The sequence below is a fragment of the Pseudomonas sp. NPDC088444 genome, assembly GCF_044900175.1.
Lineage (GTDB): Bacteria > Pseudomonadota > Gammaproteobacteria > Pseudomonadales > Pseudomonadaceae > Aquipseudomonas.
Window position 1 is genome coordinate 248,353 of the sequence record NZ_JBJDNK010000010.1, and the last position, 23,126, is coordinate 271,478.

The window sequence follows — 23,126 nt, forward strand, 5'->3', positions numbered from 1 at the left end:
TCCCACAGGAATTGCGTCTGACCTGCGGGTTAAATAGCTACCGCCCACCCATGATCGCGATGTAATCCTGGGTCCAGCGGCTGTATGGCACGTACTTGCCGCCTTCGGCCTGTGGGGTTTTCCAGAAGGCGATCTTGTCGAACAGGTCGAAGCCGTTGGTGGCGCAACCTTCGGCCCCCAGCAACTCGTTGCCCTTGCACGCCGCAGGCACGACCGGCAGCGAGCCGAACCAGGCGGCGACGTCACCTTGCACCTTCGGTTGCAGCGACCAGTCCATCCACTTGTACGCGCAGTTCGGGTGCTTGGCCTCGGCGTGCAGCATGGTGGTGTCAGCCCAACCGGTGGCGCCTTCCTGCGGGATGGTCGAGGCGACAGGCTGTTTGTCCGCCACCAGGCCGTTGACCATGTAGCCCCACGAACTTGAGGCGGCGACACCTTCGTTTTTCACGTCGCTCATCTGCACGGTCGCGTCATGCCAGTAGCGGTGCACCAGCGGGTGTTGCGCGCGCAGCAGGTCGAGCACGGCCTTGTACTGGGTCTCGGTCAACTGGTACGGGTCTTCGATTTTCAGCTCCGGCTTGGCGGACTTCAGGTACAGCGCCGCGTCAGCGATGTAGATTGGCCCGTCATAAGCCTGCACACGGCCTTTGTTCGGCTTGCCGTCCGGCAGGTCTTGCGGTTCGAACACCACGCTCCAGCTCACAGGCGGGGTCTTGAACACGTTGGTGTTGTACATCAACACGTTCGGTCCCCACTGATAGGGCGTGCCGTAAGTCTGCTTGTTGACGGTGTACCACGGGCCGTCTTTCAGGCGCGGGTCGAGGGTTTTCCAGTTGGGGATCAGATCGGTGTTGATGGGCTGAACACGCTTGCCCGCTACCAGACGCAGCGAGGCATCGCCCGATGCGGTCACCAGGTCGTAGCCGCCCTTGGTCATCAGGCTGACCATCTCGTCGGAGGTCGCTGCGGTTTTGACGTTGACCTTGCAGCCGGTCTCTTTTTCGAAGCCGGTGACCCAGTCATAGGCTTTGTCGCTCTCGCCCCGTTCGATGTAACCCGGCCACGCCACGATATCCAGTTGGCCTTCACCATTGCCGACAGACTTGAGCACTTCGGCCGCCTGTACCATGCCGCTTGAGAGCAATCCGGCCACTATGGCGCCCAAGAGCGCGGTTTTTTGAAACGACATAGGGTTCACCTCGTTATTGATGTTTTTTTCGGCAGAACAAAATCTCAGGGTATCGCTGTTTTTATAGCGTTCGCTTGACGCTTGAAATTCACAGCTCGTAGCTGCTTCGGGCCATGATGTGGCGGACCACGCTGTAGTCCTGAAGCGAATCACTGGACAAATCCTTGCCGTAGCCTGAGCGCTTCAAGCCGCCGTGGGGCATTTCGCTGGTCAGCATGAAGTGGCTGTTGATCCAGGTGCAGCCATATTGCAGCCGGGCTGCCACCTGCATGGCCTTGTCCAGATTCCGGGTCCAGATCGACGAGGCCAGGCCGTATTCGGAGTCGTTGGCCCACTCCACGGCCTGTGACAGTTCGTCGAAACGGGTGACGGTCACCACCGGCCCGAACACCTCGCGCTGGACGATTTCATCGTTCTGTTTGCAGCCTGCGAGCAGCGTCGGCTGGTAGAAAAAGCCGGGGCCGGAATGCACGGCAGCGCCCGTGATGCGCTCAATGTGCGGCTGGCTCAGTGCACGCTCGACAAAGCTGGCCACGCGGTCGCGTTGGCGGGTGCTGATCAGCGGGCCGATCTCGTTGTCGGCATCGCGCTTGCCCGCAAAGCGCAGGCTGCTGACAGCGCTGCCGAGTTCGGCGACCAATTTGTCATGGATCTCGGCCTGGGCGTAGATTCGGCAGGCGGCGGTGCAATCCTGGCCCGCGTTGTAATAGCCATAGGTGCGCACGCCCTCGACCACTGCGGCGATGTCGGCATCGTTGCAGACGATCACCGGGGCCTTACCGCCCAGCTCAAGGTGGGTGCGTTTAAGGGTTTTGGCAGCGGCCTGAAGGATCTTCTGGCCGGTGACGATATCCCCGGTCAGCGACACCATCCGCACTTTCGGGTGGCTGACCAAATGACTGCCCACGCCTTCACCACCGCCGCAAACGATGTTGATCACGCCCTTGGGCAGGCGGTCAGCGAGCAGCGGGGCGAGCGCGAGAATCGAGAGGGGGGTGTGTTCCGAGGGTTTGAATACCAGCGTGTTCCCTGCGGCCAATGCCGGGGCGATTTTCCACGCGGCCATCATGATCGGGTAATTCCACGGCGCAATAGACGCCACTACACCAATGGCGTCGCGCCGCACCATGCTGGTGTACCCAGGTACGTATTCACCGGCCAGTTGCCCGGTCTGGCAACGCACTGCTCCGGCAAAGAAGCGGAACACGTCGACGGTGGCGGTCAGGTCGTCCTGAAGCGCGAGATGCAAAGGTTTGCCGCAATTCAGCGCTTCCAGTTGGGCGAGGTGATCAGCGTTCTTTTCGATGGCATCGGCGATGCTCAGCAGCACGTGGGCGCGTTGTTGCGGTGTGGTGCGCGACCATTCGGCGAAGGCGCGGTTGGCCGCCAGAATCGCGGTTTCGACCTGATCCGTGCTGGCTTCGGCGATGTGGGTCAACACCTCGCCCGTGGCCGGATTGAGGATCGGCTCGACAAACCCCTGGCCTGCGATCAGTTCACCGTCGATCAGCAGTGAGGTGAGGAATTGAGGGTTCGCGCCGCCTGCCATGGTTCGAGCTTCCTTGTGTCGATTTCTTTCTGTATCTAAATCGTTGGCGCCGCGGAAATTGCCATCGCGAGCAAGCTCACTCCTACAGAAGTGCGCATCCTCCCTGTAGGAGTGAGCTTGCTCGCGATGGCGTCATCACTGTGCGCGGGTCTGCTGGCCGTTGTATTCAGAAACAATTGGCTCCCAATCCTCAGAGCCTAGTGCCCCCTTCAGTGGTCGACAAATTCTAAATACTGAAACCTCCATTCGATTAAATCGATGGCTTGCGTCCCGGGTGAGGCTGTTCTCGGGCGACGCTCAGGAAGGGATCAACCAATGAAGGCCGTGCGGTGCCTCGACGCCACGCCAAGCCCACGTCCAGCGTTTGGGTCAAGTCGGCGATAGGGCGGGCTTCAATGATGTCGCCTTCCAGCGACCAGGGGCGATAGGTCATGTCCGGCTGAATCGACACACCCAGGCCGGCCGCCACAAGACTGCGCACTGCTTCCGTTGAGGCCGTACGCAGGCCGACTTTCGGCTGCAGCCCCGCGCGGGACCAAATGCGCTGTGCGTTGCTGCCCATCTCGTCGACATTCAGTTGAATCAGCGGCTCGCAGGCGACATCGGCGAGGTTGATGTTGTCGTGCTCCAGCAGCGGATGCTGAGCAGGCAGCCAAAGCCGATAGGGCGAGTGGGTCAATACCTCGGTCTGCAAGGCATGACGGTCTTCCAGGTTGGAGAGAATCAACACGCCAATGTCGATCTCGCCACTGACCAGCAGATGCTCGATGTAAGGCCGCTCGTCTTCCATCACGCGAATGTCGACGTTGGGATAGGCGCGCTGAAAGCGGGTCAGCAGGTCGGCGAGGTAGTAACCCGCGACGAGACTGGTCACGCCGATCACCAATTGCCCGGCCACTTGTTCAGCGCCTTGTTGCAGGCTGCGTTTGGCGTTTTCGACGGTGGCCAGAATCAGGTGCGCCTGACGCAGAAACTGATGCCCTTGGTGAGTCAGGGTCATGCCCTTGGCATGACGACTGAACAGGGTGACGCCGATTTCCTCCTCCAATTGCTGAATGGCCAGCGTCAGGGTGGACTGGGAAATGAACACCGCTTGTGCAGCGGCTGATATCGACCCTGTTTCGGCCACCGCAATGAAATGGCGAATCTGGCGTAGCGTCATCATGAAGGGCGCGGCTCGCGTGATTTTTTAGAATGTAGCGAGTGTATATCGTTTTTACTGAATGGCTGGTGACTGACCTGCAACATCCAGAAGCACACCCGAAAACGACACCTGACGACTTCGACTTAACCTGCGGGTCGGACTGTTTATCTGTTTTCAGGAGGTGCCCATGAATACCCGAGGCTTGCTCGATCAGCTGTTGAAATCCGGTCAGGACCTGTTGCAGAACACGGCAGGCAAACCGGCTCGTTCCGAATCTCAACGCCAAGGCAGCCAGGGCGGGCTTGGCGATTTACTGGGCAAAATGGGGGGCGGCAATCTGGGCGGATTTCTGTCCGGCGCGGGCGGCGGGGCGCTGGCAGCGGGTGCGATGGGGCTGTTGCTGGGCAACAAGAGCGCGCGCAAGATCGGCGGCAAGGTCGTGACCTATGGCGGCCTGGCGGCGCTGGGCGTACTCGCCTACAAGGCCTACGGCAACTGGCAGGCGAATCAAGCGGGTGCCGGGCCGAGTCAGCCACAAACCGTAGACCGCGTGCCACCGGCGCAGGTCGAGCAGCACAGTGAGGCGATCCTTCGGGCGTTGGTGGCGGCGGCCAAGGCGGACGGCCACGTAGATGACTACGAACGGCAGTTGTTAGAAGGCGAGTTCACCCGCCTGACTGGCGATCAGGAATTACAGCACTGGCTGCACACCGAACTGAACAAACCGCTGGACCCTGCCGAAGTCGCCCGCGCGGCCCATACCCCGGAAATCGCTGCCGAGATGTACCTGGCCAGCGTGATGATGGTGGATGAGGAGCATTTCATGGAGCGGGCGTATCTGGATGAGCTGGCGAAGCAACTGAAGCTGGCGCCGGGCTTGAAAGCCGAGCTGGAAAATCAGGTTCGCCAGGCACAGCAATAAACGGCACCGCACAAAGTCGGTATTCATACCTGTGGGAGTGAGCTTGCTCACGATGGCATCCGGTCAGTCACTGCCGCTATGACGACAGACCGAAATCGTGAGCAAGCTCACTCCAACAGCTACAGTGCTCGATGATCGACAGCGCGGTCTGAACGCCGGACGATTTTTGACAGGTTGGCAGTCCACTATCAAACACACTTTCCCATCTGCCGATAACCCGTCTGACATTTACGCTATATGTGTGCGTTATTACGTAAGTCATGTCGGAAACAGCCCGTTTAAACAGTAAGGCACTAGGCTATACTCCGCTCGCGTTGGGCCGTCTGTCGGTCCGCTTCTTGAACCCGGTTTTTGCCGGTGTTGAACTCTTGAGGGCTGACTGTGAAGAACTGGACGTTGCGTCAACGTATTTTGGCGAGCTTCGCTGTCATCATCGCCATCATGCTGCTGATGGTGATTGTGGCTTTCAACCGGTTGCTAGTGATTGAAAGCAGCGGCGATGAGGTGCGTCTCGACGCGTTGCCGGGCGTCTATTACAGCAGCACGGTGCGTGGGGCATGGGTTGAAAGTTATGTGCGTACCCAGCAGTTGCTCGCTGAAGGCGCAGGGCGTGCGCTGACCAACGCTGAAGAAGACCAATACAAAGAGTTCGAGGACCGTCTGCAAGCGCAGATATCCGCCTATCAAAAGAGTATTTTCGAAGAGACCGATCGCAATGATTTCGCGCAGTTCCTGCAACTGCGGGAACGTTATGGTCTGGTCCTTAATGGCATTCTGGCGGCCTATCAGGGCGACAACTATGCCTTGGCGCAACGCATTTTTACCGAGCAGTTGACCCCGATGTGGTTTGACGGCCGCAAGATGCTCAATGCCTTGGGTACCAAGAACAAGGTCAATGCGGACCGCGCGTCTGACAATATTCAGACCGCTGTCTCCAGCGCCAAAGTCACGCTGAGCATTTCCCTGGTGCTTGCCGTCCTTGCAGCCGCTGCCTGCGGTTTGCTGCTGATGCGGGCGATTCTGGCGCCGATGAACCGCATCGTGCACATTCTGGAGGTCATGCGCACGGGTGACTTGAGCAGCCGCCTGAACCTGGAGCGCAAGGACGAATTCGATTCGGTGCAGACCGGATTCAACGACATGGTCACCGAGCTGGCGGCGCTGGTGTCCCAGGCGCAGCGTTCGTCGGTGCAGGTCACCACCTCGGTCACCGAGATTGCCGCCACGTCCAAACAGCAGCAGGCCACGGCCACCGAAACCGCTGCGACCACCACGGAAATTGGTGCGACCTCGCGGGAAATCGCCGCCACCTCTCGCGATCTGGTGCGCACCATGACCGAGGTGACGTCGGCCGCCGATCAGGCTTCGATCCTCGCCGGTTCCGGCCAGCAAGGCCTGGCGCGCATGGAAGAAACCATGCATTCGGTGATGGGCGCGGCGGATTTGGTGAACTCCAAGCTCGCGATCCTCAATGAGAAGGCGGGCAACATCAATCAGGTGGTCGTGACCATCGTCAAGGTCGCCGACCAGACGAACCTGCTGTCCCTCAACGCGGCGATCGAAGCCGAGAAAGCCGGCGAATATGGTCGTGGTTTTGCGGTGGTCGCCACCGAGGTGCGTCGTCTGGCTGATCAGACGGCGGTCGCCACGTATGACATCGAACAGATGGTCCGCGAGATCCAGTCAGCGGTGTCGGCGGGCGTGATGGGCATGGACAAATTCTCTGAAGAAGTGCGTCGCGGCATGTTCGAGGTGACGCAGGTCGGTGAGCAGCTTTCGCAGATCATCCACCAGGTACAGGCGCTGGCGCCGCGGGTGTTGATGGTCAACGAAGGTATGCAGGCCCAGGCCACGGGCGCCGAGCAGATCAACCAGGCGCTGGTGCAGTTGGGCGATGCCAGCAGCCAGACGGTGGAGTCCTTGCGTCAGGCCAGTTTTGCCATCGACGAACTGAGTCAGGTGGCGGTAGGTCTGCGCAGCGGCGTTTCGCGATTCAAGGTCTGATCGGGCCATGACCGAGCATTCAGCCAAGCGCGGCACGGCCGTCGTGCCCAAGAACAAACTGTTCCTGCTGTTTCGCATCGGGACGGAGCGTTATGCGCTGGAGGCAGCCGAGGTCGCCGAAGTCCTGCCTCGTCTGATGCTCAAACCCATTGCGCGGGCGCCGCACTGGGTCGCAGGCGTTTTTGCCCATCGGGGCGCAGTGGTGCCGGTCATTGACCTGAGCGCGCTGACCTTTGGCGAGCCGGCGCCGCTGCGCACCAGCACGCGCGTGGTGCTGGTGCATTACCGGATGGGGGGCGATCGCCCGTCGCAGCGTCTGGGGCTGGTTCTCGAACACGCGACGGATACCTTGCGTTGCGCCGTCGATGAGTTCAAGGCCTATGGTCTGGACAACCGCGAAGCGCCGTACTTGGGGCCTGTGCGCGAAGACGCTCTTGGGTTGTTGCAATGGATTCGAGTACAGGACCTGCTCACCGATGATGTGCGGGACATGCTGTTTCCCGCCCAGCCCATGGACCTTGCAGCCCTTGAGTCCATGCCATGAGTTCCGATGCGCGTTTCTTCGCCTTCCTCAAGAGCCGCATCGGTCTGGACGTTGCGTCTGTGGGCGAGGCCATCATCGAGCGGGCGGTGCGTCAGCGCTGCACCAGCGTCAAGGCGGACACCGCCGATGCCTATTGGCAACTGCTGCAAAGCTCGGCTGACGAACAGCAAGCGCTGATCGAAGCGGTGATCGTGCCGGAGACCTGGTTTTTCCGTTACCCGGAATCCTTCGGCACCCTCGGCAAGCTCGCTGCCGCACGGGTCGTCCAGTTGAGTGGCGTTCGCCCATTACGCATTCTCAGCCTGCCATGCTCGACCGGCGAAGAGCCGTACTCGATTGTCATGGCCCTGTTCGACGCCGGGTTGCAACCGCAGCAATTCAAAGTCGAAGCCGTGGACATCAGCCCGCTGTCGCTGCAACGGGCGCGAAGTGCGGTGTATGGCAAGAATTCCTTTCGTGGCGATCAATTGAGTTTTCGTGACCGCTACTTCAGCCAGGTCGACGAGGGCTACCTCGTCAACGAGAAGGTGCGTGAGCGGGTCAGTTTTCAGACCGGCAATTTGCTCGACCCGAACTTGCTGGTGGCGCAATCGGCCTATGATTTCGTGTTCTGCCGCAACCTGTTGATCTACTTCGACGTCGACACTCAACGTCAGGGCTTCGAGGCGTTGAAGCGGATGACCCGCGAGGACGGCCTGCTGTTCATCGGTCCCGCTGAAGGCAGCCTGTTGGGGCGCATGGGCATGGCCTCCATCGGGATTCCCCAGTCGTTCGCGTTCCGTCACCGCTCGGAACCTGTGGCGGACCCTTTTGCAGCTCAACCCGCTGCGCCGCTGCCGCCTGTGTCGCCAACTCTTGCGCCATCGGTCAGCAGCAAACCGGCACCGTCCCCACGGTCCAAGCCTGTCACGAGGCCTTTTGCGTCCACACCCGCTACGACGCGCAGCCCGGCACCGCCAGCGCCTGTCTCGACCGGCGAGGCGGCGACCCTGTTGAACAGCATCAAACAACTGGCCAACGAAGGCAAAAGCGCGGAGGCCAAACTGGCCTGCGAGCAATACCTGAAACGCTATGAACCGGTGGCCTCGGTTTTCTATTGGCTGGGTCTGCTCAGTGAAGTGGGCGGTGATGTCATCGGCGCTCAGGGCTTTTACCGCAAGGCGCTGTATCTGGAACCCCAGCACCCCGAGGCGCTGGCGCAACTGGCGGCCCTGTTGGCTGCGCAAGGCGACAGCGCCGGAGCCCGCCGTCTGCAAGAGCGCGCCGCACGTGGTGTGAACAAAGAAGGACGTAGTCGATGACCGGCGTACACAGTGAATTGATCAGCGACGACGCCCAGGCCATCGACGATTGCTGGAACCGTATCGGCATTCACGGCGACCGTTCCTGCCCGTTGCTGGCCGATCACATCCATTGCCGCAACTGCTCGGTGTATTCCGCCGCCGCCACCCGTTTGCTGGACCGTTATGCGCTCGCTCAAGAGCACCGGGCCGTGGCGCAAAGCGACGAGCTGGACAGCGACGTCAAGACCCGCTCGCTGGTGGTCTTTCGCCTCGGTGAAGAATGGCTCGGTTTGCCGACCCGGTGTCTGGTGGAAGTCTCGCCCGTCCAGTCGATTCATTCGTTGCCCCACCAGCGTTCACGCGCCTTGCTCGGTGTCGCTAACGTGCGTGGCGCGCTGGTGGCCTGCCTGTCGTTTGTCGAGCTGCTCGGGCTGGACGTTTCGTTCGCCCCTGTCAGCACTGGTCGAGTTATGCCGCGTATGCTGATCGTCGCCGCGGAGGGCGGCCCGGTGGTGGTGCCGGTGGATGAGGTCGACGGTATCCACGCCATCGAAGCGCGGTTGCTGGACGCCGCATCCGTCCCCGCACAGAACACCAATGCCCGATTCACCAAGGGGGTTGTGCAGTGGAAAAACCGCAGCCTGCGCCTGCTGGATGAAGAACACCTGTTGTCGGCAGTGAACCGGAGCCTGACATGACGCCCGATCAAATGCGCGACGCCTCGCTGTTCGAACTCTTCACGCTGGAAGCCGAAGCGCAGACTCAAGTGTTGAGCGCAGGCCTGCTCGCCCTCGAACGCAACCCGACCCAGGCCGACCAACTGGAAGCCTGCATGCGTGCAGCCCACTCGCTCAAGGGCGCGGCGCGGATTGTCGGGGTCAATGCGGGCGTCAGCGTTTCCCACGTCATGGAAGACTGTCTTGTGGAAGCCCAGACAGGGCGTCTGCACCTGAAGCCCGAACACATCGACGCGTTGTTGATGGGCACCGACATGTTGATGCGCATCGCCACGCCGGGCGAAAGCAGCGTGGGTCAGGGTGACGTGGATGGCTATGTGGCCCTGATGAACGACTTGATCAAGCCGGGCGCTCATCATGCGGCTGCGGCGCCGTCCGCCGAACCCTCGATGGAGGATTTGCTGCGGGCCAATGCCCAGGCATTGGTGGAGTCGGTGCAATCCGCTCATGCGCCGCTCGTTCCCGAGCCTGCGGCGATTGAGCCCCCCCTCGTCGTGGAACCCCCTGCGCCGACGCCGCCCGTTGTCGCGGAAAGTGAAGAAGATGCTTCACCGAAAACCGAGCGGCATCGTGAGCGGCGGGTGGCTGAAGGCGGCGAGCGGGTCCTGCGGGTCACCGCCGAGCGTTTGAACAACCTGCTGGACCTGTCGAGCAAATCGCTGGTCGAGACCCAGCGGCTCAAGCCGTATCTGACCGCCATGCAACGGGTCAAACGTTCACAGATGGGGGCCAGCCGGGCGCTGGATAATCTGGAAGCGCTGCTCGACGCCAATGTCGATCCGGACGCCCAGAAAGCACTGGATGAGGCCCGTCGTCTGTTGAGCGAAGCGCAGCATTTGCTGATTCAGCAGACGGCGGACCTGGACGAATTCGGCTGGCAGGCCAGCCAGCGCGCGCAACTGCTGTATGACACCGCACTGGCGTGTCGCATGCGCCCGTTCGCCGATGTATTGGCCGGTCAGGCACGCATGGTGCGCGACCTGGGGCGCTCGCTGGGTAAACAGGTGCGCCTGGAAATCGAAGGTGAGAAAACCCAGGTCGACCGCGATGTGCTGGAGAAACTTGAAGCGCCGCTGACTCACTTGCTGCGTAACGCGGTGGATCATGGCATCGAGTTGCCCGAACAACGCCTGGCCAGCGGCAAGCCCGCCGAAGGTCTGATTCAGCTCAAGGCCTCCCATCAGGCCGGGCTATTGGTCGTGGAACTGATCGACGACGGCGCGGGTGTCGATCTGGAGAAGCTGCGTCGCAGTATCATCGCGCGCAAATTATCGCCGGAAGAAACCGCAGCGCAGTTGAGCGAAGAAGAGCTGTTGAGTTTCCTGTTCCTGCCTGGTTTCAGCATGCGCGACAAGGTCACCGAAGTCTCGGGCCGAGGCGTGGGGCTGGATGCGGTGTTGCACATGGTCCGGCAACTGCGCGGCGGTGTTGATTTGCACCAGCAGGCGGGGCAGGGCAGTCGCTTCCATCTTGAAGTGCCGTTGACGCTGTCGGTGGTGCGCAGTCTGGTCGTCGAAGTGGGCGGAGAGGCCTATGCCTTTCCGCTGGCGCACATCGAACGCATGCGCGATGTGCAGGCCGACGAAATCGTGCAACTGGAAGGTCGTCAGCATTTCTGGCACGAAGAGCGGCACGTCGGTCTGGTCGCGGCCAGCCAGTTGCTCAATCGCCCGGCCAGCCAGGACAGCGCCGATGTGCTCAAGGTCGTGATCATTCGCGAGCGCGACGCGGTGTATGGCGTGGCGGTCGAGCGCTTCATCGGCGAGCGCACGCTGGTGGTGCTGCCGCTGGACCCGCGTCTGGGCAAGGTTCAGGACATTTCCGCTGGCGCGTTGCTGGACGACGGTTCGGCGGTGCTGATCATCGACGTCGAAGACATGCTGCGCTCGGTGGAAAAACTGCTCAACACCGGACGTCTGGAGCGCATCGACCGGCGCAATCGCCAGGCCGACGCACAATCGCGCAAACGCGTGCTGGTGGTGGACGACTCTCTAACGGTGCGCGAACTGGAGCGCAAGCTGCTGCTCAGTCGCGGTTATGAAGTGGCGGTGGCGGTGGATGGCATGGACGGCTGGAACGCCCTGCGTGCCGAGGATTTCGACCTGCTGATCACCGACATCGACATGCCGCGCATGGACGGCATCGAGCTGGTCACCCTGTTACGACGCGACAGCCGGTTGCAGTCGCTGCCGGTGATGGTGGTGTCGTACAAGGATCGTGAAGAAGACCGCCGACGCGGGCTTGATGCTGGCGCCGACTATTATCTGGCTAAGGCCAGTTTTCATGACGACGCATTGCTCGATGCGGTCGTTGAACTCATAGGAGATGCGCAGGGATGAAGATCGCCATCGTCAACGACATGCCCATGGCTGTCGAGGCTCTGCGCCGTGCGTTGGCGTTCGAGCCTGCGCATCAAGTGGTGTGGGTGGCGAGCAACGGCGCGGAGGCGGTGCAATGCTGCGCCGAGCTGACGCCGGACCTGATCCTGATGGACCTGATCATGCCGGTGATGGACGGCGTCGAGGCCACGCGACGCATCATGGCGGCCACGCCCTGTGCCATCGTGATCGTGACGGTGGATCGCGAGCAGAACGTGCATCGCGTCTTCGAAGCCATGGGCCACGGTGCGCTAGACGTCGTGGACACCCCGGCGATTGGCGCGGGCAACCCGCAAGAAGCCGCCGCACCTTTGTTACGCAAGATACTTAATATAGGCTGGCTCATCGGCCAGCGTGACAGCCGGGTCAAACAGGCGCCGCCACCGGTGCGCGAAGCCGCGCAACGGCAAGGGCTGGTTGCCATTGGATCGTCCGCAGGTGGACCGGCTGCGCTGGAAGTGCTGCTCAAGGGCCTGCCGAAGAGTTTCCCGGCGGCTATCGTGCTGGTTCAGCACGTGGATCAGGTGTTTGCGGCTGGAATGGCACAATGGTTGAGCAGTTCATCGGGACTCGCAGTACGATTAGCCCGTGATGGCGAACCGCCTCAACCCGGTGCCGTGCTCTTGGCAGGCACCAATCACCATATTCGATTGTTGAAAAACGGCACGCTGGCATACACCGCCGAGCCGGTTAACGAGATCTACAGGCCCTCGATTGACGTCTTCTTCGAGAGCGTAGCGACCTATTGGAACAGTGATGCGGTGGGTGTTCTGTTGACAGGTATGGGCCGGGATGGTGCCCAGGGACTCAAGCTGATGCGTCAGCGCGGGTTTCTCACCATCGCCCAGGATCAGCAAAGCTGTGCGGTTTACGGCATGCCCAAAGCGGCAGCCGCGATTGACGCCGCCATGGAGATTCGCCCGCTGGACAGCATCGCGTCTCGCTTGAACGAGGCTTTTACCCAATGAATTTCCAGGTGATTTCACAGCCCGGCTGTGACCAGGAGACCCTGAATGCATGATTTGCAGCTGGACGAGTTAGACACCACGGACGAAAACGCTGCCATGGTGTTGCTGGTCGACGATCAGGCGATGATCGGCGAAGCAGTCCGGCGTGGGCTGGCGAATGAGGAAAACATTGATTTCCACTTCTGCGCCGACCCTCATCAGGCCATCGCACAGGCGATCCAGATCAAGCCGACCGTCATCCTGCAAGACCTGGTCATGCCGGGGCTGGATGGCCTGACGCTGGTACGTGAATACCGCAACAACCCGATGACACGGGACATCCCGATCATCGTGCTGTCGACCAAGGAAGACCCGTTGATCAAGAGCGCCGCGTTCGCAGCGGGTGCCAACGATTATCTGGTCAAGTTGCCGGACAACATCGAGTTGGTGGCGCGCATCCGTTACCACTCGCGGTCCTACATGACGCTGTTGCAGCGTGATGAGGCCTACCGCGCCTTGCGCGTCAGCCAGCAGCAGTTGCTGGACACCAACCTGGTACTGCAACGCCTGATGAACTCTGACGGCCTGACCGGCCTTTCGAACCGTCGGCACTTCGACGAGTACCTGGAACTGGAGTGGCGGCGGGCGATCCGCGAGCAGACCCAGTTGTCGCTGATGATGATCGATGTCGACTACTTCAAGGCGTATAACGACAATTTCGGCCATCTTGAGGGTGATGAAGCCCTGCGCCAGGTGGCCAAGGCCATTCGCGCCAGTTGCAGCCGCCCATCCGATCTGCCTGCCCGTTATGGTGGTGAAGAGTTTGCGCTGGTGTTGCCGAACACCTCGCCGGGCGGCGCGCGTCTGCTGGCGGAAAAGCTGCGCCAGACCGTGGAAGGCATGAAGATCCCGCACATCGCGCCGACCGAAGGCTCGCACCTGACGGTCAGCATCGGCCTGGCGACGATCATCCCGCCGGTGGGTAGCCACAGCCGCCAGTTGATTCAGAGCGCGGACCAAGGGCTGTACGCGGCCAAGCACAATGGACGCAATCAGGTGGTGGTGGGCGGGTAACCGATTTTGGTGCTGTGCGGCGATTCTGTGGGAGATTCTATGGTGGCTGCTCAACCGCTTTCGCCACCAAGGCGGCTCCCACAGGTTCGGCGTCGACCAGAAGGCTTGGTATCGGTGCGGTGGTTCAGACAATAAATCTGCGCCGGACCAGCCGCATTCGTCGGAACGCCGCCCGCACCAAGGCGGCTCCCACAACGATTACGCATTGATCAAGTCGGACCAATCGCCAACCGCTGCCCAATGGACTGCCATCGCGCCATCGGCTCAGGTATACTCGCGGGCTTTGTGAAATTCGCCTGCGAGTCCTGACGACCATGGAAATCAACCCGATCCTGAACACCATCAAGGACCTGACCGAACGCTCCCAGTCCATTCGGGGGTATCTTTGACTACGATCACAAGAGTGATCGTCTGATCGAAGTCAACCGCGAGCTGGAAGACCCGAACGTCTGGAACAAACCCGAGTACGCCCAGGCACTGGGCCGCGAGCGCGCCATGCTGGCGCAGATCGTCGACACTCTGGACGAAATGTCCAGCGGCCTGACCGATTCCCGCGAGTTGCTCGACATGGCTGTCGAAGAAAACGACGAAGGCGCCGTCAATGACGTCGTCGAGTTGCTTGAGGGTCTGGAAGAATCCCTGGCCAAGCTCGAATTCCGTCGCATGTTCAGCGGCGAGATGGACATGAACAACGCCTACCTGGACATCCAGGCCGGTTCCGGCGGCACCGAAGCGCAGGACTGGGCGAACATCCTGCTGCGCATGTACCTGCGCTGGGCCGACAAGCGTGGTTTCGACGCCACCATCATGGAACTGTCCGAGGGCGAAGTCGCAGGCATCAAGGGCGCGACCGTTCACATCAAGGGCGAATACGCTTTCGGCTGGCTGCGTACCGAGATCGGTGTACACCGTCTGGTGCGCAAGAGCCCGTTCGACTCCGGCGCGCGTCGCCACACCTCGTTCTCGGCGGTCTTCGTTTCGCCAGAGATCGACGACAAGGTCGAAATCGACATCAACCCGTCAGACCTGCGCATCGACACCTATCGTTCGTCCGGTGCCGGTGGTCAGCACGTTAACACCACCGACTCGGCGGTCCGTATCACCCACGTACCGACCAACACCGTGGTCAGTTGCCAGAACGAACGTTCCCAGCACGCGAACAAGGACACCGCCATGAAAATGCTGCGGGCCAAGTTGTACGAGCTGGAAATGCAGAAGCGCAACGCCGCGTCCCAAGCGCTGGAAGACAGCAAGTCCGACATCGGTTGGGGTCACCAGATCCGTTCGTACGTGCTCGATGACTCGCGCATCAAGGACCTGCGTACCGGCGTTGAACGCAGCGACTGCAACAAGGTGCTGGACGGCGACCTCGACGGTTACCTGGAAGCTAGCCTCAAGCAGGGCCTGTAATCGCGAAACTCCCGTTGTGGGCACGGCGCATGCCAACAAGCGACCGGCCCGCGATCCCTTGCCGATGGCAAGAAGCAACGAACCTGTGATGGAAAAACTGAAGACATGAGCGACCAACAACTCGACCCGCAAGCCCAGCAACAGGAAGAAAACACCCTGATCGCCCTGCGCAAGGAAAAGCTTGCTGCCGAGCGCGCCAAGGGCAACGCCTTCCCGAACGACTTCCGCCGCGATAACTACTGCAATGACCTGCAGAAACAGTACGTGGACAAGACCAAGGAAGAACTGGCTGAGGCAGCGATTCCGGTCAAGGTTGCAGGTCGCATCATGCTCAACCGTGGCTCGTTCATGGTGATCCAGGACATGACCGGCCGCATTCAGGTCTACGTTAACCGCAAGACCCTGTCGGAAGAAACTCTGGCTGCGGTCAAGACTTGGGACATGGGCGACATCATCGCCGCTGAAGGCACTCTGGCCCGTTCCGGTAAGGGCGACCTGTACGTTGAAATGACCAGTGTGCGCCTGCTGACCAAATCCCTGCGTCCGCTGCCCGACAAACACCACGGTCTGACTGACACCGAGCAGCGTTATCGCCAGCGCTACGTCGACCTTATGGTCAACGAAGAAGTGCGCGAGACCTTCCGTGTGCGTTCGCAAGTGATTGCCTACATCCGCAGCTTCCTGATGAAGCGCGACTTCCTCGAAGTCGAAACCCCAATGCTGCAGACCATTCCTGGAGGCGCCGCGGCCAAGCCGTTCGAAACTCACCACAACGCCCTGGACATGGCCATGTTCCTGCGCATCGCGCCGGAGCTGTACCTCAAGCGCCTGGTGGTAGGCGGCTTCGAGAAAGTGTTCGAAATCAACCGCAACTTCCGTAACGAAGGCGTTTCGACCCGTCACAACCCTGAATTCACCATGTTGGAGTTCTACCAGGCCTACGCCGATTACGAAGACAACATGGACCTGACCGAAGAGTTGTTCCGCGAGCTGGCGCAACTGGTGCTGGGCAGCACCGACGTGCCGTACGGCGACAAGGTGTTCCACTTCGGTGAGCCGTTCGTGCGCCTGTCGGTGTTCGATTCGATCCTGAAATACAACCCGGACATCACTGCTGACGATCTGAACGACATCGACAAGGCCCGCGCTATCGCCAAAAAGGCCGGTGCCAAAGTGCTGGGCTTCGAAGGTCTGGGCAAACTGCAAGTGATGATTTTCGAAGAACTGGTCGAGCACAAGCTGGAGCAGCCGCACTTCATCACCCGTTACCCGTTCGAAGTGTCGCCACTGGCCCGTCGCAGCGACGATGATCCAAGCGTGACCGACCGTTTCGAGCTGTTTATCGGTGGCCGGGAAATCGCTAACGCCTACTCCGAGTTGAACGACGCGGAAGACCAGGCTGAGCGCTTCATGCAACAGGTGGCTGACAAGGACGCCGGTGATGACGAGGCCATGCATTACGATGCTGACTTCGTCCGTGCTCTGGAATACGGCATGCCGCCAACGGCGGGCGAAGGCATCGGTATCGACCGCTTGGTGATGCTGCTGACCAACTCGCCGTCTATTCGCGACGTGATCCTGTTCCCGCACATGCGGCCACAGGCGTAAGCATCAAAAAACAAGCCGCCTGAGCAGGGCGGCTTTTTTTTGCCTGTTTTATCGGAATACTGACCACGCTCCTACAGGAATTGTGTCGTTCCGCTTCAATGACTGAAAAAGGAAAACCCGTCGTGAATCGCATGACCGCTCAAAAGGGAGCCGCTGGCCTGGCTACGGCCGTCGCGCAGAGTGTTCAGTACCAGGGCCGCAAGGCCAGTCGGCAGGGGAGTGAGCAGCGTCGACAGCAGATCCTCGACGCGGCCATGCGCATCGTCATCCGCGACGGCGTGCGCGCAGTGCGCCACCGCGCCGTGGCTGCCGAAGCGCAGGTACCCTTGTCAGCCACTACCTACTACTTCAAAGACATCGATGACCTGCTCACCGATGCCTTCGCCCAATACGTGGAGCGCAGCGCCGCCTACATGGCCAAGCTATGGACCAACACCGAAGCGCTGCTGCGGGAAATGGTGTCGCGTAACGATGGCAGTACTCAGGCGCGCGCACGCCTGGCCGACGAGATCGCCCGCATGACCATGGAGTATGTGCGTCATCAATTGCAAACCCGTCGCGATCAGTTGATCGCCGAACATGCCTTCCGTCTCGAAGCGCTGATCAACCCGCGCCTGGCATCGCTGGTGACCGCTCACCAGGAAATTCTGTTGCAGGGAAGTGCCCAGTTTCTGGAGGTGATGGGCTCTAGCCAGCCTCATGTGGATGCCCAAGTGTTGACGGGTGTGATCGGCCGGATGGAATATCAGGGCCTGCTGGAAGGGCCAAAGCCCGACGCAGACGACGAAATGCTCGCTATTCTTACCCGCCAGATGCATCTGGTGCTGGGCACTGCCAAACCCATGGCAGCTTGAACACTTTTCACTCGGGGCGAGTTTCAGGAGAACGTGATGAAAGTCTGGAACGTCTTGCTCGCCCTGTCGTTCGCGCTGTTGAGTGGGTGCCTGGTGACGTTCAACGACCCGATCCCGACCCGCGACACTGCGCCGCCGAAACTGCTCGGCACCTGGACCAGCAAAAATGCCTGGGGCGAGCCGCTGGAACTGGAAATCAGCCGCGCCGGGACGGATCAGTATAAGGCCGTCAGCTATCGCAAGGGCGACCGCAAAAACCGTGACGAATACGCGTTCACCGTGTCACGGCACGGTAGCCGCTGGTACGTGTCGGCGGCGTTGCCCGAGAAGTACGGCGCCCACTACGTGATCGCCGGTTTCGAGCTGATCGACAACGACAACGGTGCCGATGAACTGCTGATCTACGATCTGGATCTGGAACGCATGCAGCAATTGGTCGATCAGAAGGTGTTCGAAGGCCAGCCCACCGACACCGAAAAAGGTGACGGCGTGTTGATCACCACGTCCATGGACAAGGTTTTTGCCTATCTGGATGACAGCGCCAATTCCGACGTGTTTCTTTCAGCGGCCAAATACCAGCGCATGACCCAATAGCGCGCGAATCAATCACAGGAGTACCGGGTGGACGAATACCAGCAGACCATACGCACGTTGTCCGATCGTATCGTGTTGGCCCAGACGCCGATTCGTGTCCTTGACGCCGTGAAATGGGACGAGAGCATTCGCAAGCGTTTCCTGGCGGCCAAGGGCAAGGAGCTTCCGGAAATCGATCGGGCGTACTACGAAAATCGCCCGCTGGGTTTTGATTCAGGCGCGCTGAAGGTGGAATTCCAGAACATCGAACGGGACATCACCCGACAACTGGGACAGTTCAACCCGGTCGGGCAGATCATGCGCCGCATGTGCAAGGAATACCGGATGGTCATTCGCATGCTCGAAGCGCGGGGTACGCCGGATTTCGGGCTGATTTCGCAAGAGCTTTATGGCGCGGCATCGGACGCGTTTCATGCCGGAGACCCAACGCTGTCCGACCTTGGGCTGATGCTCTCTGATTACCTGAATAACATCGCAGGCCGAGGCGATCTCAAGGACGAGCCGAAAACCCTCAATGCCAAGGACGCCGTGGCGATGCTGCAAAGCCGCCTGAACCGGACCTTTGGCGAGGCGGAAGAGACCATCCGCGTGTTCGAGTCCGACGGCATCGTCGCTGACGCGGCAGCGGGCGCGGACTACATCAAGATTCGCAGTGATGCGATGTTCAACGAGCGTGACGTGCGTGCGCTGGAAGTCCACGAAGGGTTGGTGCACGTGGGCACGACGTTGAACGGTTTGAATCAGCCGATCTGCACCTTTCTGGCCAAAGGCCCGCCCTCGTCGACTATCACTCAGGAAGGCCTGGCGATCTTGATGGAAGTGATCGGCTTCGCTTCCTATCCCAGCCGTCTGCGCAAACTCACCAACCGCACCCGCGCGATTCACATGGCCGAGGAGGGCGCTGATTTCCTTCAGGTGTTCGACTTCTACCGTGAGCAAGGCTTCGGGATGCCGGAAAGTTACGGCAATGCCAGCCGCGTTTTCCGCGGTTCGGTGCCGAACGGTCTGCCGTTCACCAAGGATCTGTCCTACCTAAAGGGCTTCATCATGGTTTACAACTACATCCAGTTGGCCGTGAGGAAGGGCAAGTTGGAGCAAGTGCCGCTGCTGTTCTGCGGCAAGACCACTCTGGAAGACATGCGCACCTTGCGGCAGTTGGTGGACGAAGGTTTGGTTGTGCCACCCAAGTACTTGCCCGATCAGTTCCGCGACATGAACGCGCTCTCGGCGTGGATGTGCTTCTCCAACTTCCTCAACCATTTGAGCCTGGACCGGATCGAGGCGGATTATTCGAATATCCTTTGATACCCACCCAGCGAACACTCACCCATTCTGTAGCAGTCCGGCTTGCCGGCGGTGGCGTCATCAACATCGCCACCGCCGGCAAGCCGTGCTGCTCCAGGGGGTATCCAGACAATAAAAGGACACTGCGTGAAGCTGCTCACCTCGCTGCTCCTGCTGCTCTGCCTCACCGGCTGCAGCCAACTGCTGTTCTACCCTGAACGCGAGGTGCCGTTGACTCCGAAAGCGGCCCAGCTCGCCTGGCGCGACGTCACTCTCACCGCGACCGACGGCACCCGGCTCAACGCCTGGTTTCTGCCGGCCAAACAGGGTGTTCCGCTCAAAGGCACGGTGCTACACCTGCATGGCAACGGCGGCAACATGGCCTGGCATTTGAGCGGCAGTGCATGGCTGCCCGAACAAGGCTATCAAGTGTTGCTGCTGGACTACCGCGGCTATGGCCACTCCCAAGGCGACCCCAGCCTGCCTGCGGTGTATCAGGATATCGACGCTGCCTTCGAGTGGCTGAACAACGCGCCCGACGTACAGGGCAAACCGTTAGTGGTGCTGGGGCAAAGCATCGGCGGCGCGCTGGGTGTGCACTATCTCGCTGAGCATCCGCAGCAGCGTTCGCGTATCAAAGCGCTGGTGCTCGACGGCGTGCCCGCCAGTTACCGGGAAGTCGCCCGTTACACCTTGAGCACGTCCTGGCTGACGTGGGCGTTCAAGCGGCCTCTATCCTGGGTGATCCCCGACAGCGACAGCGCCATCAACGGCATCGCGCAATTGAAGGGCACGCCGATGCTGTTGTTCCAGAGCCTGGATGACAGCCAAGTGCCGCTGTACAACGGCATCCGTCTGTACCAGTCCGCGCCGCCGCCCCGCGTCTTGCAACTGACCCGCGGCCCTCATGTGCAAACATTCGGCGACCCGACCTGGCGTGAAGTCATGGTGCGTTATCTGGACGATCCGCAGCACTTCAATGGCCTGCGACGTCTGGCCGAAATTCCGAATTATCCCGACCCTGATGCGGGCAAGAAGGCAGAGAATCCGCAATGACCGATGAGCGTAACGTTATCCCGCAAATCCTTACGGGCATCGCCTGCATTTTCGGCACCGTGGGGGTGTTGTGGTACTACGGCTACCTGCATTTCGCCAAACCGGAGGACGCACTGGAATTGAGCCAGTTCACCATGCTCAAGACGGTTCCCGGTGAGGATTACAAAGTGGCGTTGGAGCCTGCGCCGCAAGTCGCGCAGTGCATCGAGGGAGTGCTGGTGTTGTTCGACACCGAACAAAAAGGTTTGACCGGCGTGTTGGTCAATGACCGTAAGCAAGCCGTGCGTTGCATGGGGCAACAGACGCCGCAGCAGGTGCAGTGAGGGATACCATTCACTTTAAGTGGTCACTCCCACAGGATTTGCATCTCTTGGACGTTCGGGCAACGTGCTGAGTCCGCATCCACAAAAAAGCCCCGCCTGGGTGCAATGCCAAGCGGGGCTTTTAGATGCAGCGCTAACCGATCACTGAATCGAAGAACGCGGTGCAACCGGCTGGTTGTCGTTGGAAATGGTCACTTCCACACGACGGTTCATGGCGCGGCCCGAGTTGCTGCTATTATCGGCTACCGGGTACTCCTTGCCATAACCTTGAGCGACCACGCGGTCCATGCTCACGCCCATTTTCACCAGCGCCATGCGCACCGAGTTGGCGCGACGCTCGGACAGCGACTGGTTATAGCTGTCGGAACCGGTGCTGTCGGTATAGCCTTCGACGATCACCTTACGGTCCGGGTTTTCCTGAAGGAACTGGGCCAGCTTGTTGACGTTGACCAGACCGGCCGATTTCAGCTCGGATTTGTTCAGGTCGAACAGCACGTCACCAAAGGTCACCAGCGTACCGCGTTCGGTCTGCTTGGCGTTCAGGCTGTTTTGCAGGGCCTTGATCTGCGCATCGCGAGCGTCCAGACGCGCTTGAGCACGTTGGGCCGAGGCGTTTTTCAGATCGTTTTCAGCGGTCTTCAGATTAATGGTCTGCTTCGCCAGCTCCACGCGCTGGTTGGTCAGATACGCGAGTTGATCGACTTTCTTTTCGTCTTCGTGGTTGCGGTAGGCGGCATCCGCCTTGTCCAGCCACTCGCTGGCGTCTTTGGTTTCCAGTGCGGCCAATTCAGTCGATTTCGGGTTGCTTTGCAGTGCGGAGTAGTTGGTACGAGCTTGTTCCAGGTTGACGTTAGGCGCCGAAGAACAGGCAGCCAGACCAACGCTAACGGCCAACAGGGCAGGGATGAGTACTTGTTTACGCATAATAATTTCGTCCTTTAAATCCAATGGCAATGCATGAAATGCGAAGGGTTACTGGCTGACCGGCTGAACCTGACGCAGGCCTTCTTCACGCAGTTCATTGACGCCCTGACGCGCGTCCTGCACTGCCTTCTGTGCCTTGGCTGCCTGAGCCTTGCGTTCGGCGACGCGGGCGTCCCATTCGGCCTGCTCGGCGTATTTACGGGCTTCGTCGTATTTCTTTTCCTGCATGGCCAGCTCGGATTGCTTGAACTTGTCCTGAGCCGACTTCATTTCGACCGGTGCATACTCAGTCGCACCCGCGGTCACAGCAGCATTCACCGCCGATTGGGTCACGGCGTATTGCTCACTGGGCGGCTTGCCCGCGCAACCGGCGAGCAGCACGCTGGTGCCCAGCACCAACGCAGCCAGTTTCAGTCCGCGCAGACCCTTGGATGAGGCGTTGGCAGTGCGGGTGTTCATCATGGTCAACTCCATTTTTTAACTCCTGAAAACGAGAGGATCCATTTCAGTTTTAGGCCTGGCGGGGGGGCGATAAACGCATGGAAACCCGCTGCCATTGGTCGGCTTTTTCTGTAATGGCTAACTGCTCGGACCTGCGCGTTTTTTGAATAGTTCAGACGTTTTGCTTCTCAAGAGCGCGTCTTTTGTTACGCGTTGTAAATATGACGCTTGAAAATTGACACAAAAAATCCCACGCCATACCCGGTTTCCCAGGCCGGTGCGGGATGATTCGATGTTCAAAAAACGACGTCGTTATCAGTGCTGAGAGCTGTCCTTCTGATCGGACAAATCCTGCAAATGACGACGGGACAGCGCGAGGAAGCGTGGCGTCGGGCCGACGTCCTCATACAGCGGATCGCCTTCCTCGTCAGTGGCTACCACATGCTGGCCCTTGATATACGGAAAACTGGCTTCGAGCTCTTCCAGCGCGGCGCCGAGCAACTCGCCCATCAGCTCTTCGGGGGAGCGCTTGGGGTACATTTCGGCGAGCGCGGCCAGGCGGGCCGCCGCTTCGATGTCCAGATGCACCGCGTAGCCGGTTTTAGTCAGACGGCCTTTTGCCGAGTCTTCCCACTGTCTTGCGAGCTCACGAATTTTCATAGAGACCTCTTCACAGACCCGCGTGATGGCGGGTCAAGGCGGATTTTCGGACCCTCATGAGGCCCGTCGTTCAGACTAGTCTGCTTCGGGCGGATGCGACGCCAAGGGTTGCGTCGATGCATGAATTTGTCGCTCTATACACAGAGATAGAGGCAAAACAGGTGAGGACGTTCAGTTTCGGCTGATCGCAGACTCAAGGCA

Annotated in this window: 21 protein-coding genes; 15 read left to right on the plus strand and 6 right to left on the minus strand. The window is 60.2% G+C overall.

Annotated features, from left to right (window positions below):
- Positions 1-37: 37 nt before the first annotated feature.
- The 3 genes from ydcS to ACI2KB_RS20770 form a co-directional block, all read right to left on the minus strand.
- Entirely contained in the window at positions 38-1,189 is a 1,152-nt protein-coding gene (ydcS, locus tag ACI2KB_RS20760; protein ID WP_404637414.1) for a putative ABC transporter substrate-binding protein YdcS, read from the minus strand.
- Between the two features lie 88 nt (positions 1,190-1,277).
- On the minus strand, positions 1,278-2,738 hold the full coding sequence (locus tag ACI2KB_RS20765; RefSeq protein WP_404637416.1) for a gamma-aminobutyraldehyde dehydrogenase: 1,461 nt from the start codon (positions 2,736-2,738) through the stop codon (positions 1,278-1,280).
- Between the two features lie 250 nt (positions 2,739-2,988).
- Complete coding sequence (locus ACI2KB_RS20770; RefSeq protein WP_404637418.1) at positions 2,989-3,903, minus strand: LysR substrate-binding domain-containing protein; 915 nt, start codon at positions 3,901-3,903, stop codon at positions 2,989-2,991.
- A gap of 166 nt (positions 3,904-4,069) precedes the next feature.
- Between ACI2KB_RS20770 and ACI2KB_RS20775 the strand changes: the two genes are divergently transcribed.
- From ACI2KB_RS20775 to ACI2KB_RS20845, 15 genes are all read left to right on the plus strand, one after another.
- The gene (locus tag ACI2KB_RS20775) at positions 4,070-4,804 is read left to right on the plus strand and encodes a tellurite resistance TerB family protein (RefSeq protein WP_404637420.1); all 735 of its coding nucleotides are present in this window, start codon (positions 4,070-4,072) and stop codon (positions 4,802-4,804) included.
- 381 nt (positions 4,805-5,185) lie between these two features.
- On the plus strand, positions 5,186-6,808 hold the full coding sequence (locus tag ACI2KB_RS20780) for a methyl-accepting chemotaxis protein (protein ID WP_404637422.1): 1,623 nt from the start codon (positions 5,186-5,188) through the stop codon (positions 6,806-6,808).
- A gap of 7 nt (positions 6,809-6,815) precedes the next feature.
- Positions 6,816-7,352: a chemotaxis protein CheW gene (locus ACI2KB_RS20785; RefSeq protein ID WP_404637424.1), complete on the plus strand. Its 537-nt coding sequence runs from the start codon at positions 6,816-6,818 to the stop codon at positions 7,350-7,352.
- Positions 7,349-8,653, plus strand: a complete 1,305-nt coding sequence (locus ACI2KB_RS20790) for a CheR family methyltransferase (protein ID WP_404637426.1) — start codon at positions 7,349-7,351, stop codon at positions 8,651-8,653. Before ACI2KB_RS20785 ends, ACI2KB_RS20790 begins: the two co-directional genes overlap by 4 nt.
- Complete coding sequence (locus ACI2KB_RS20795; RefSeq protein ID WP_404637428.1) at positions 8,650-9,333, plus strand: chemotaxis protein CheW; 684 nt, start codon at positions 8,650-8,652, stop codon at positions 9,331-9,333. The genes ACI2KB_RS20790 and ACI2KB_RS20795 overlap by 4 nt, the downstream gene beginning before the upstream one ends.
- On the plus strand, positions 9,330-11,711 hold the full coding sequence (locus ACI2KB_RS20800) for a hybrid sensor histidine kinase/response regulator (RefSeq protein WP_404637430.1): 2,382 nt from the start codon (positions 9,330-9,332) through the stop codon (positions 11,709-11,711). The genes ACI2KB_RS20795 and ACI2KB_RS20800 overlap by 4 nt, the downstream gene beginning before the upstream one ends.
- Positions 11,708-12,718: a chemotaxis response regulator protein-glutamate methylesterase gene (locus tag ACI2KB_RS20805; RefSeq protein WP_404637432.1), complete on the plus strand. Its 1,011-nt coding sequence runs from the start codon at positions 11,708-11,710 to the stop codon at positions 12,716-12,718. The genes ACI2KB_RS20800 and ACI2KB_RS20805 overlap by 4 nt, the downstream gene beginning before the upstream one ends.
- Positions 12,719-12,763: 45 nt before the next feature.
- Positions 12,764-13,771, plus strand: coding sequence for a diguanylate cyclase domain-containing protein (locus ACI2KB_RS20810; RefSeq protein WP_404637434.1), 1,008 nt, complete (start codon positions 12,764-12,766; stop codon positions 13,769-13,771).
- Positions 13,772-14,085: 314 nt separating this feature from the next.
- Positions 14,086-15,181 (plus strand): peptide chain release factor 2 gene (gene prfB, locus ACI2KB_RS20815; RefSeq protein WP_404637436.1). Its coding sequence is split into 2 segments (ribosomal slippage): positions 14,086-14,157 and positions 14,159-15,181, totalling 1,095 coding nucleotides; the frame shifts between segments, so codons are not numbered across the junction.
- 105 nt (positions 15,182-15,286) lie between these two features.
- Positions 15,287-16,789 carry a lysine--tRNA ligase gene (gene lysS / locus ACI2KB_RS20820; protein WP_404637438.1) on the plus strand — a complete coding sequence of 501 codons (1,503 nt, stop codon included), beginning with the start codon at positions 15,287-15,289 and terminating at the stop codon, positions 16,787-16,789.
- Positions 16,790-16,920: 131 nt separating this feature from the next.
- On the plus strand, positions 16,921-17,643 hold the full coding sequence (locus ACI2KB_RS20825) for a TetR/AcrR family transcriptional regulator (RefSeq protein WP_404637564.1): 723 nt from the start codon (positions 16,921-16,923) through the stop codon (positions 17,641-17,643).
- Between the two features lie 36 nt (positions 17,644-17,679).
- Positions 17,680-18,237, plus strand: coding sequence for a hypothetical protein (locus ACI2KB_RS20830; RefSeq protein ID WP_404637440.1), 558 nt, complete (start codon positions 17,680-17,682; stop codon positions 18,235-18,237).
- Between the two features lie 27 nt (positions 18,238-18,264).
- Positions 18,265-19,542, plus strand: coding sequence for a flavohemoglobin expression-modulating QEGLA motif protein (locus ACI2KB_RS20835; RefSeq protein ID WP_404637442.1), 1,278 nt, complete (start codon positions 18,265-18,267; stop codon positions 19,540-19,542).
- Positions 19,543-19,668: 126 nt separating this feature from the next.
- The gene (locus tag ACI2KB_RS20840) at positions 19,669-20,577 is read left to right on the plus strand and encodes an alpha/beta hydrolase (RefSeq protein WP_404637444.1); all 909 of its coding nucleotides are present in this window, start codon (positions 19,669-19,671) and stop codon (positions 20,575-20,577) included.
- A complete protein-coding gene (locus tag ACI2KB_RS20845; protein ID WP_404637446.1) occupies positions 20,574-20,900 on the plus strand; it encodes a hypothetical protein in 327 nt (108 codons plus the stop codon). Before ACI2KB_RS20840 ends, ACI2KB_RS20845 begins: the two co-directional genes overlap by 4 nt.
- 141 nt (positions 20,901-21,041) lie before the next feature.
- On the opposite strand, the gene ACI2KB_RS20850 is transcribed toward ACI2KB_RS20845, so the two are convergent.
- The 3 genes from ACI2KB_RS20850 to ACI2KB_RS20860 all read right to left on the minus strand — a co-directional run bounded on the left by ACI2KB_RS20850 (position 21,042) and on the right by ACI2KB_RS20860 (position 22,925).
- Positions 21,042-21,824: an OmpA family protein gene (locus ACI2KB_RS20850; protein WP_404637448.1), complete on the minus strand. Its 783-nt coding sequence runs from the start codon at positions 21,822-21,824 to the stop codon at positions 21,042-21,044.
- A 48-nt stretch (positions 21,825-21,872) separates the two neighbouring features.
- Positions 21,873-22,298, minus strand: coding sequence for a DUF4398 domain-containing protein (locus tag ACI2KB_RS20855; RefSeq protein WP_404637450.1), 426 nt, complete (start codon positions 22,296-22,298; stop codon positions 21,873-21,875).
- 282 nt (positions 22,299-22,580) lie between these two features.
- Positions 22,581-22,925, minus strand: coding sequence for a pilin assembly protein (locus ACI2KB_RS20860; protein ID WP_404637452.1), 345 nt, complete (start codon positions 22,923-22,925; stop codon positions 22,581-22,583).
- Positions 22,926-23,126: the final 201 nt, after the last annotated feature.

Coding starts and splice junctions, on each gene's coding strand:
- ydcS (WP_404637414.1), bottom strand. CDS start 1,189: ATGTCGTTTCAAAAAACCGCGCTCTTGGGCGCCATAGTGGCCGGATTG.
- ACI2KB_RS20765 (WP_404637416.1), bottom strand. CDS start 2,738: ATGGCAGGCGGCGCGAACCCTCAATTCCTCACCTCACTGCTGATCGAC.
- ACI2KB_RS20770 (WP_404637418.1), bottom strand. CDS start 3,903: ATGATGACGCTACGCCAGATTCGCCATTTCATTGCGGTGGCCGAAACA.
- ACI2KB_RS20775 (WP_404637420.1), top strand. CDS start 4,070: ATGAATACCCGAGGCTTGCTCGATCAGCTGTTGAAATCCGGTCAGGAC.
- ACI2KB_RS20785 (WP_404637424.1), top strand. CDS start 6,816: ATGACCGAGCATTCAGCCAAGCGCGGCACGGCCGTCGTGCCCAAGAAC.
- ACI2KB_RS20790 (WP_404637426.1), top strand. CDS start 7,349: ATGAGTTCCGATGCGCGTTTCTTCGCCTTCCTCAAGAGCCGCATCGGT.
- ACI2KB_RS20795 (WP_404637428.1), top strand. CDS start 8,650: ATGACCGGCGTACACAGTGAATTGATCAGCGACGACGCCCAGGCCATC.
- ACI2KB_RS20800 (WP_404637430.1), top strand. CDS start 9,330: ATGACGCCCGATCAAATGCGCGACGCCTCGCTGTTCGAACTCTTCACG.
- ACI2KB_RS20805 (WP_404637432.1), top strand. CDS start 11,708: ATGAAGATCGCCATCGTCAACGACATGCCCATGGCTGTCGAGGCTCTG.
- ACI2KB_RS20810 (WP_404637434.1), top strand. CDS start 12,764: ATGCATGATTTGCAGCTGGACGAGTTAGACACCACGGACGAAAACGCT.
- lysS (WP_404637438.1), top strand. CDS start 15,287: ATGAGCGACCAACAACTCGACCCGCAAGCCCAGCAACAGGAAGAAAAC.
- ACI2KB_RS20825 (WP_404637564.1), top strand. CDS start 16,921: ATGACCGCTCAAAAGGGAGCCGCTGGCCTGGCTACGGCCGTCGCGCAG.
- ACI2KB_RS20830 (WP_404637440.1), top strand. CDS start 17,680: ATGAAAGTCTGGAACGTCTTGCTCGCCCTGTCGTTCGCGCTGTTGAGT.
- ACI2KB_RS20845 (WP_404637446.1), top strand. CDS start 20,574: ATGACCGATGAGCGTAACGTTATCCCGCAAATCCTTACGGGCATCGCC.
- ACI2KB_RS20850 (WP_404637448.1), bottom strand. CDS start 21,824: ATGCGTAAACAAGTACTCATCCCTGCCCTGTTGGCCGTTAGCGTTGGT.
- ACI2KB_RS20855 (WP_404637450.1), bottom strand. CDS start 22,298: ATGGAGTTGACCATGATGAACACCCGCACTGCCAACGCCTCATCCAAG.
- ACI2KB_RS20860 (WP_404637452.1), bottom strand. CDS start 22,925: ATGAAAATTCGTGAGCTCGCAAGACAGTGGGAAGACTCGGCAAAAGGC.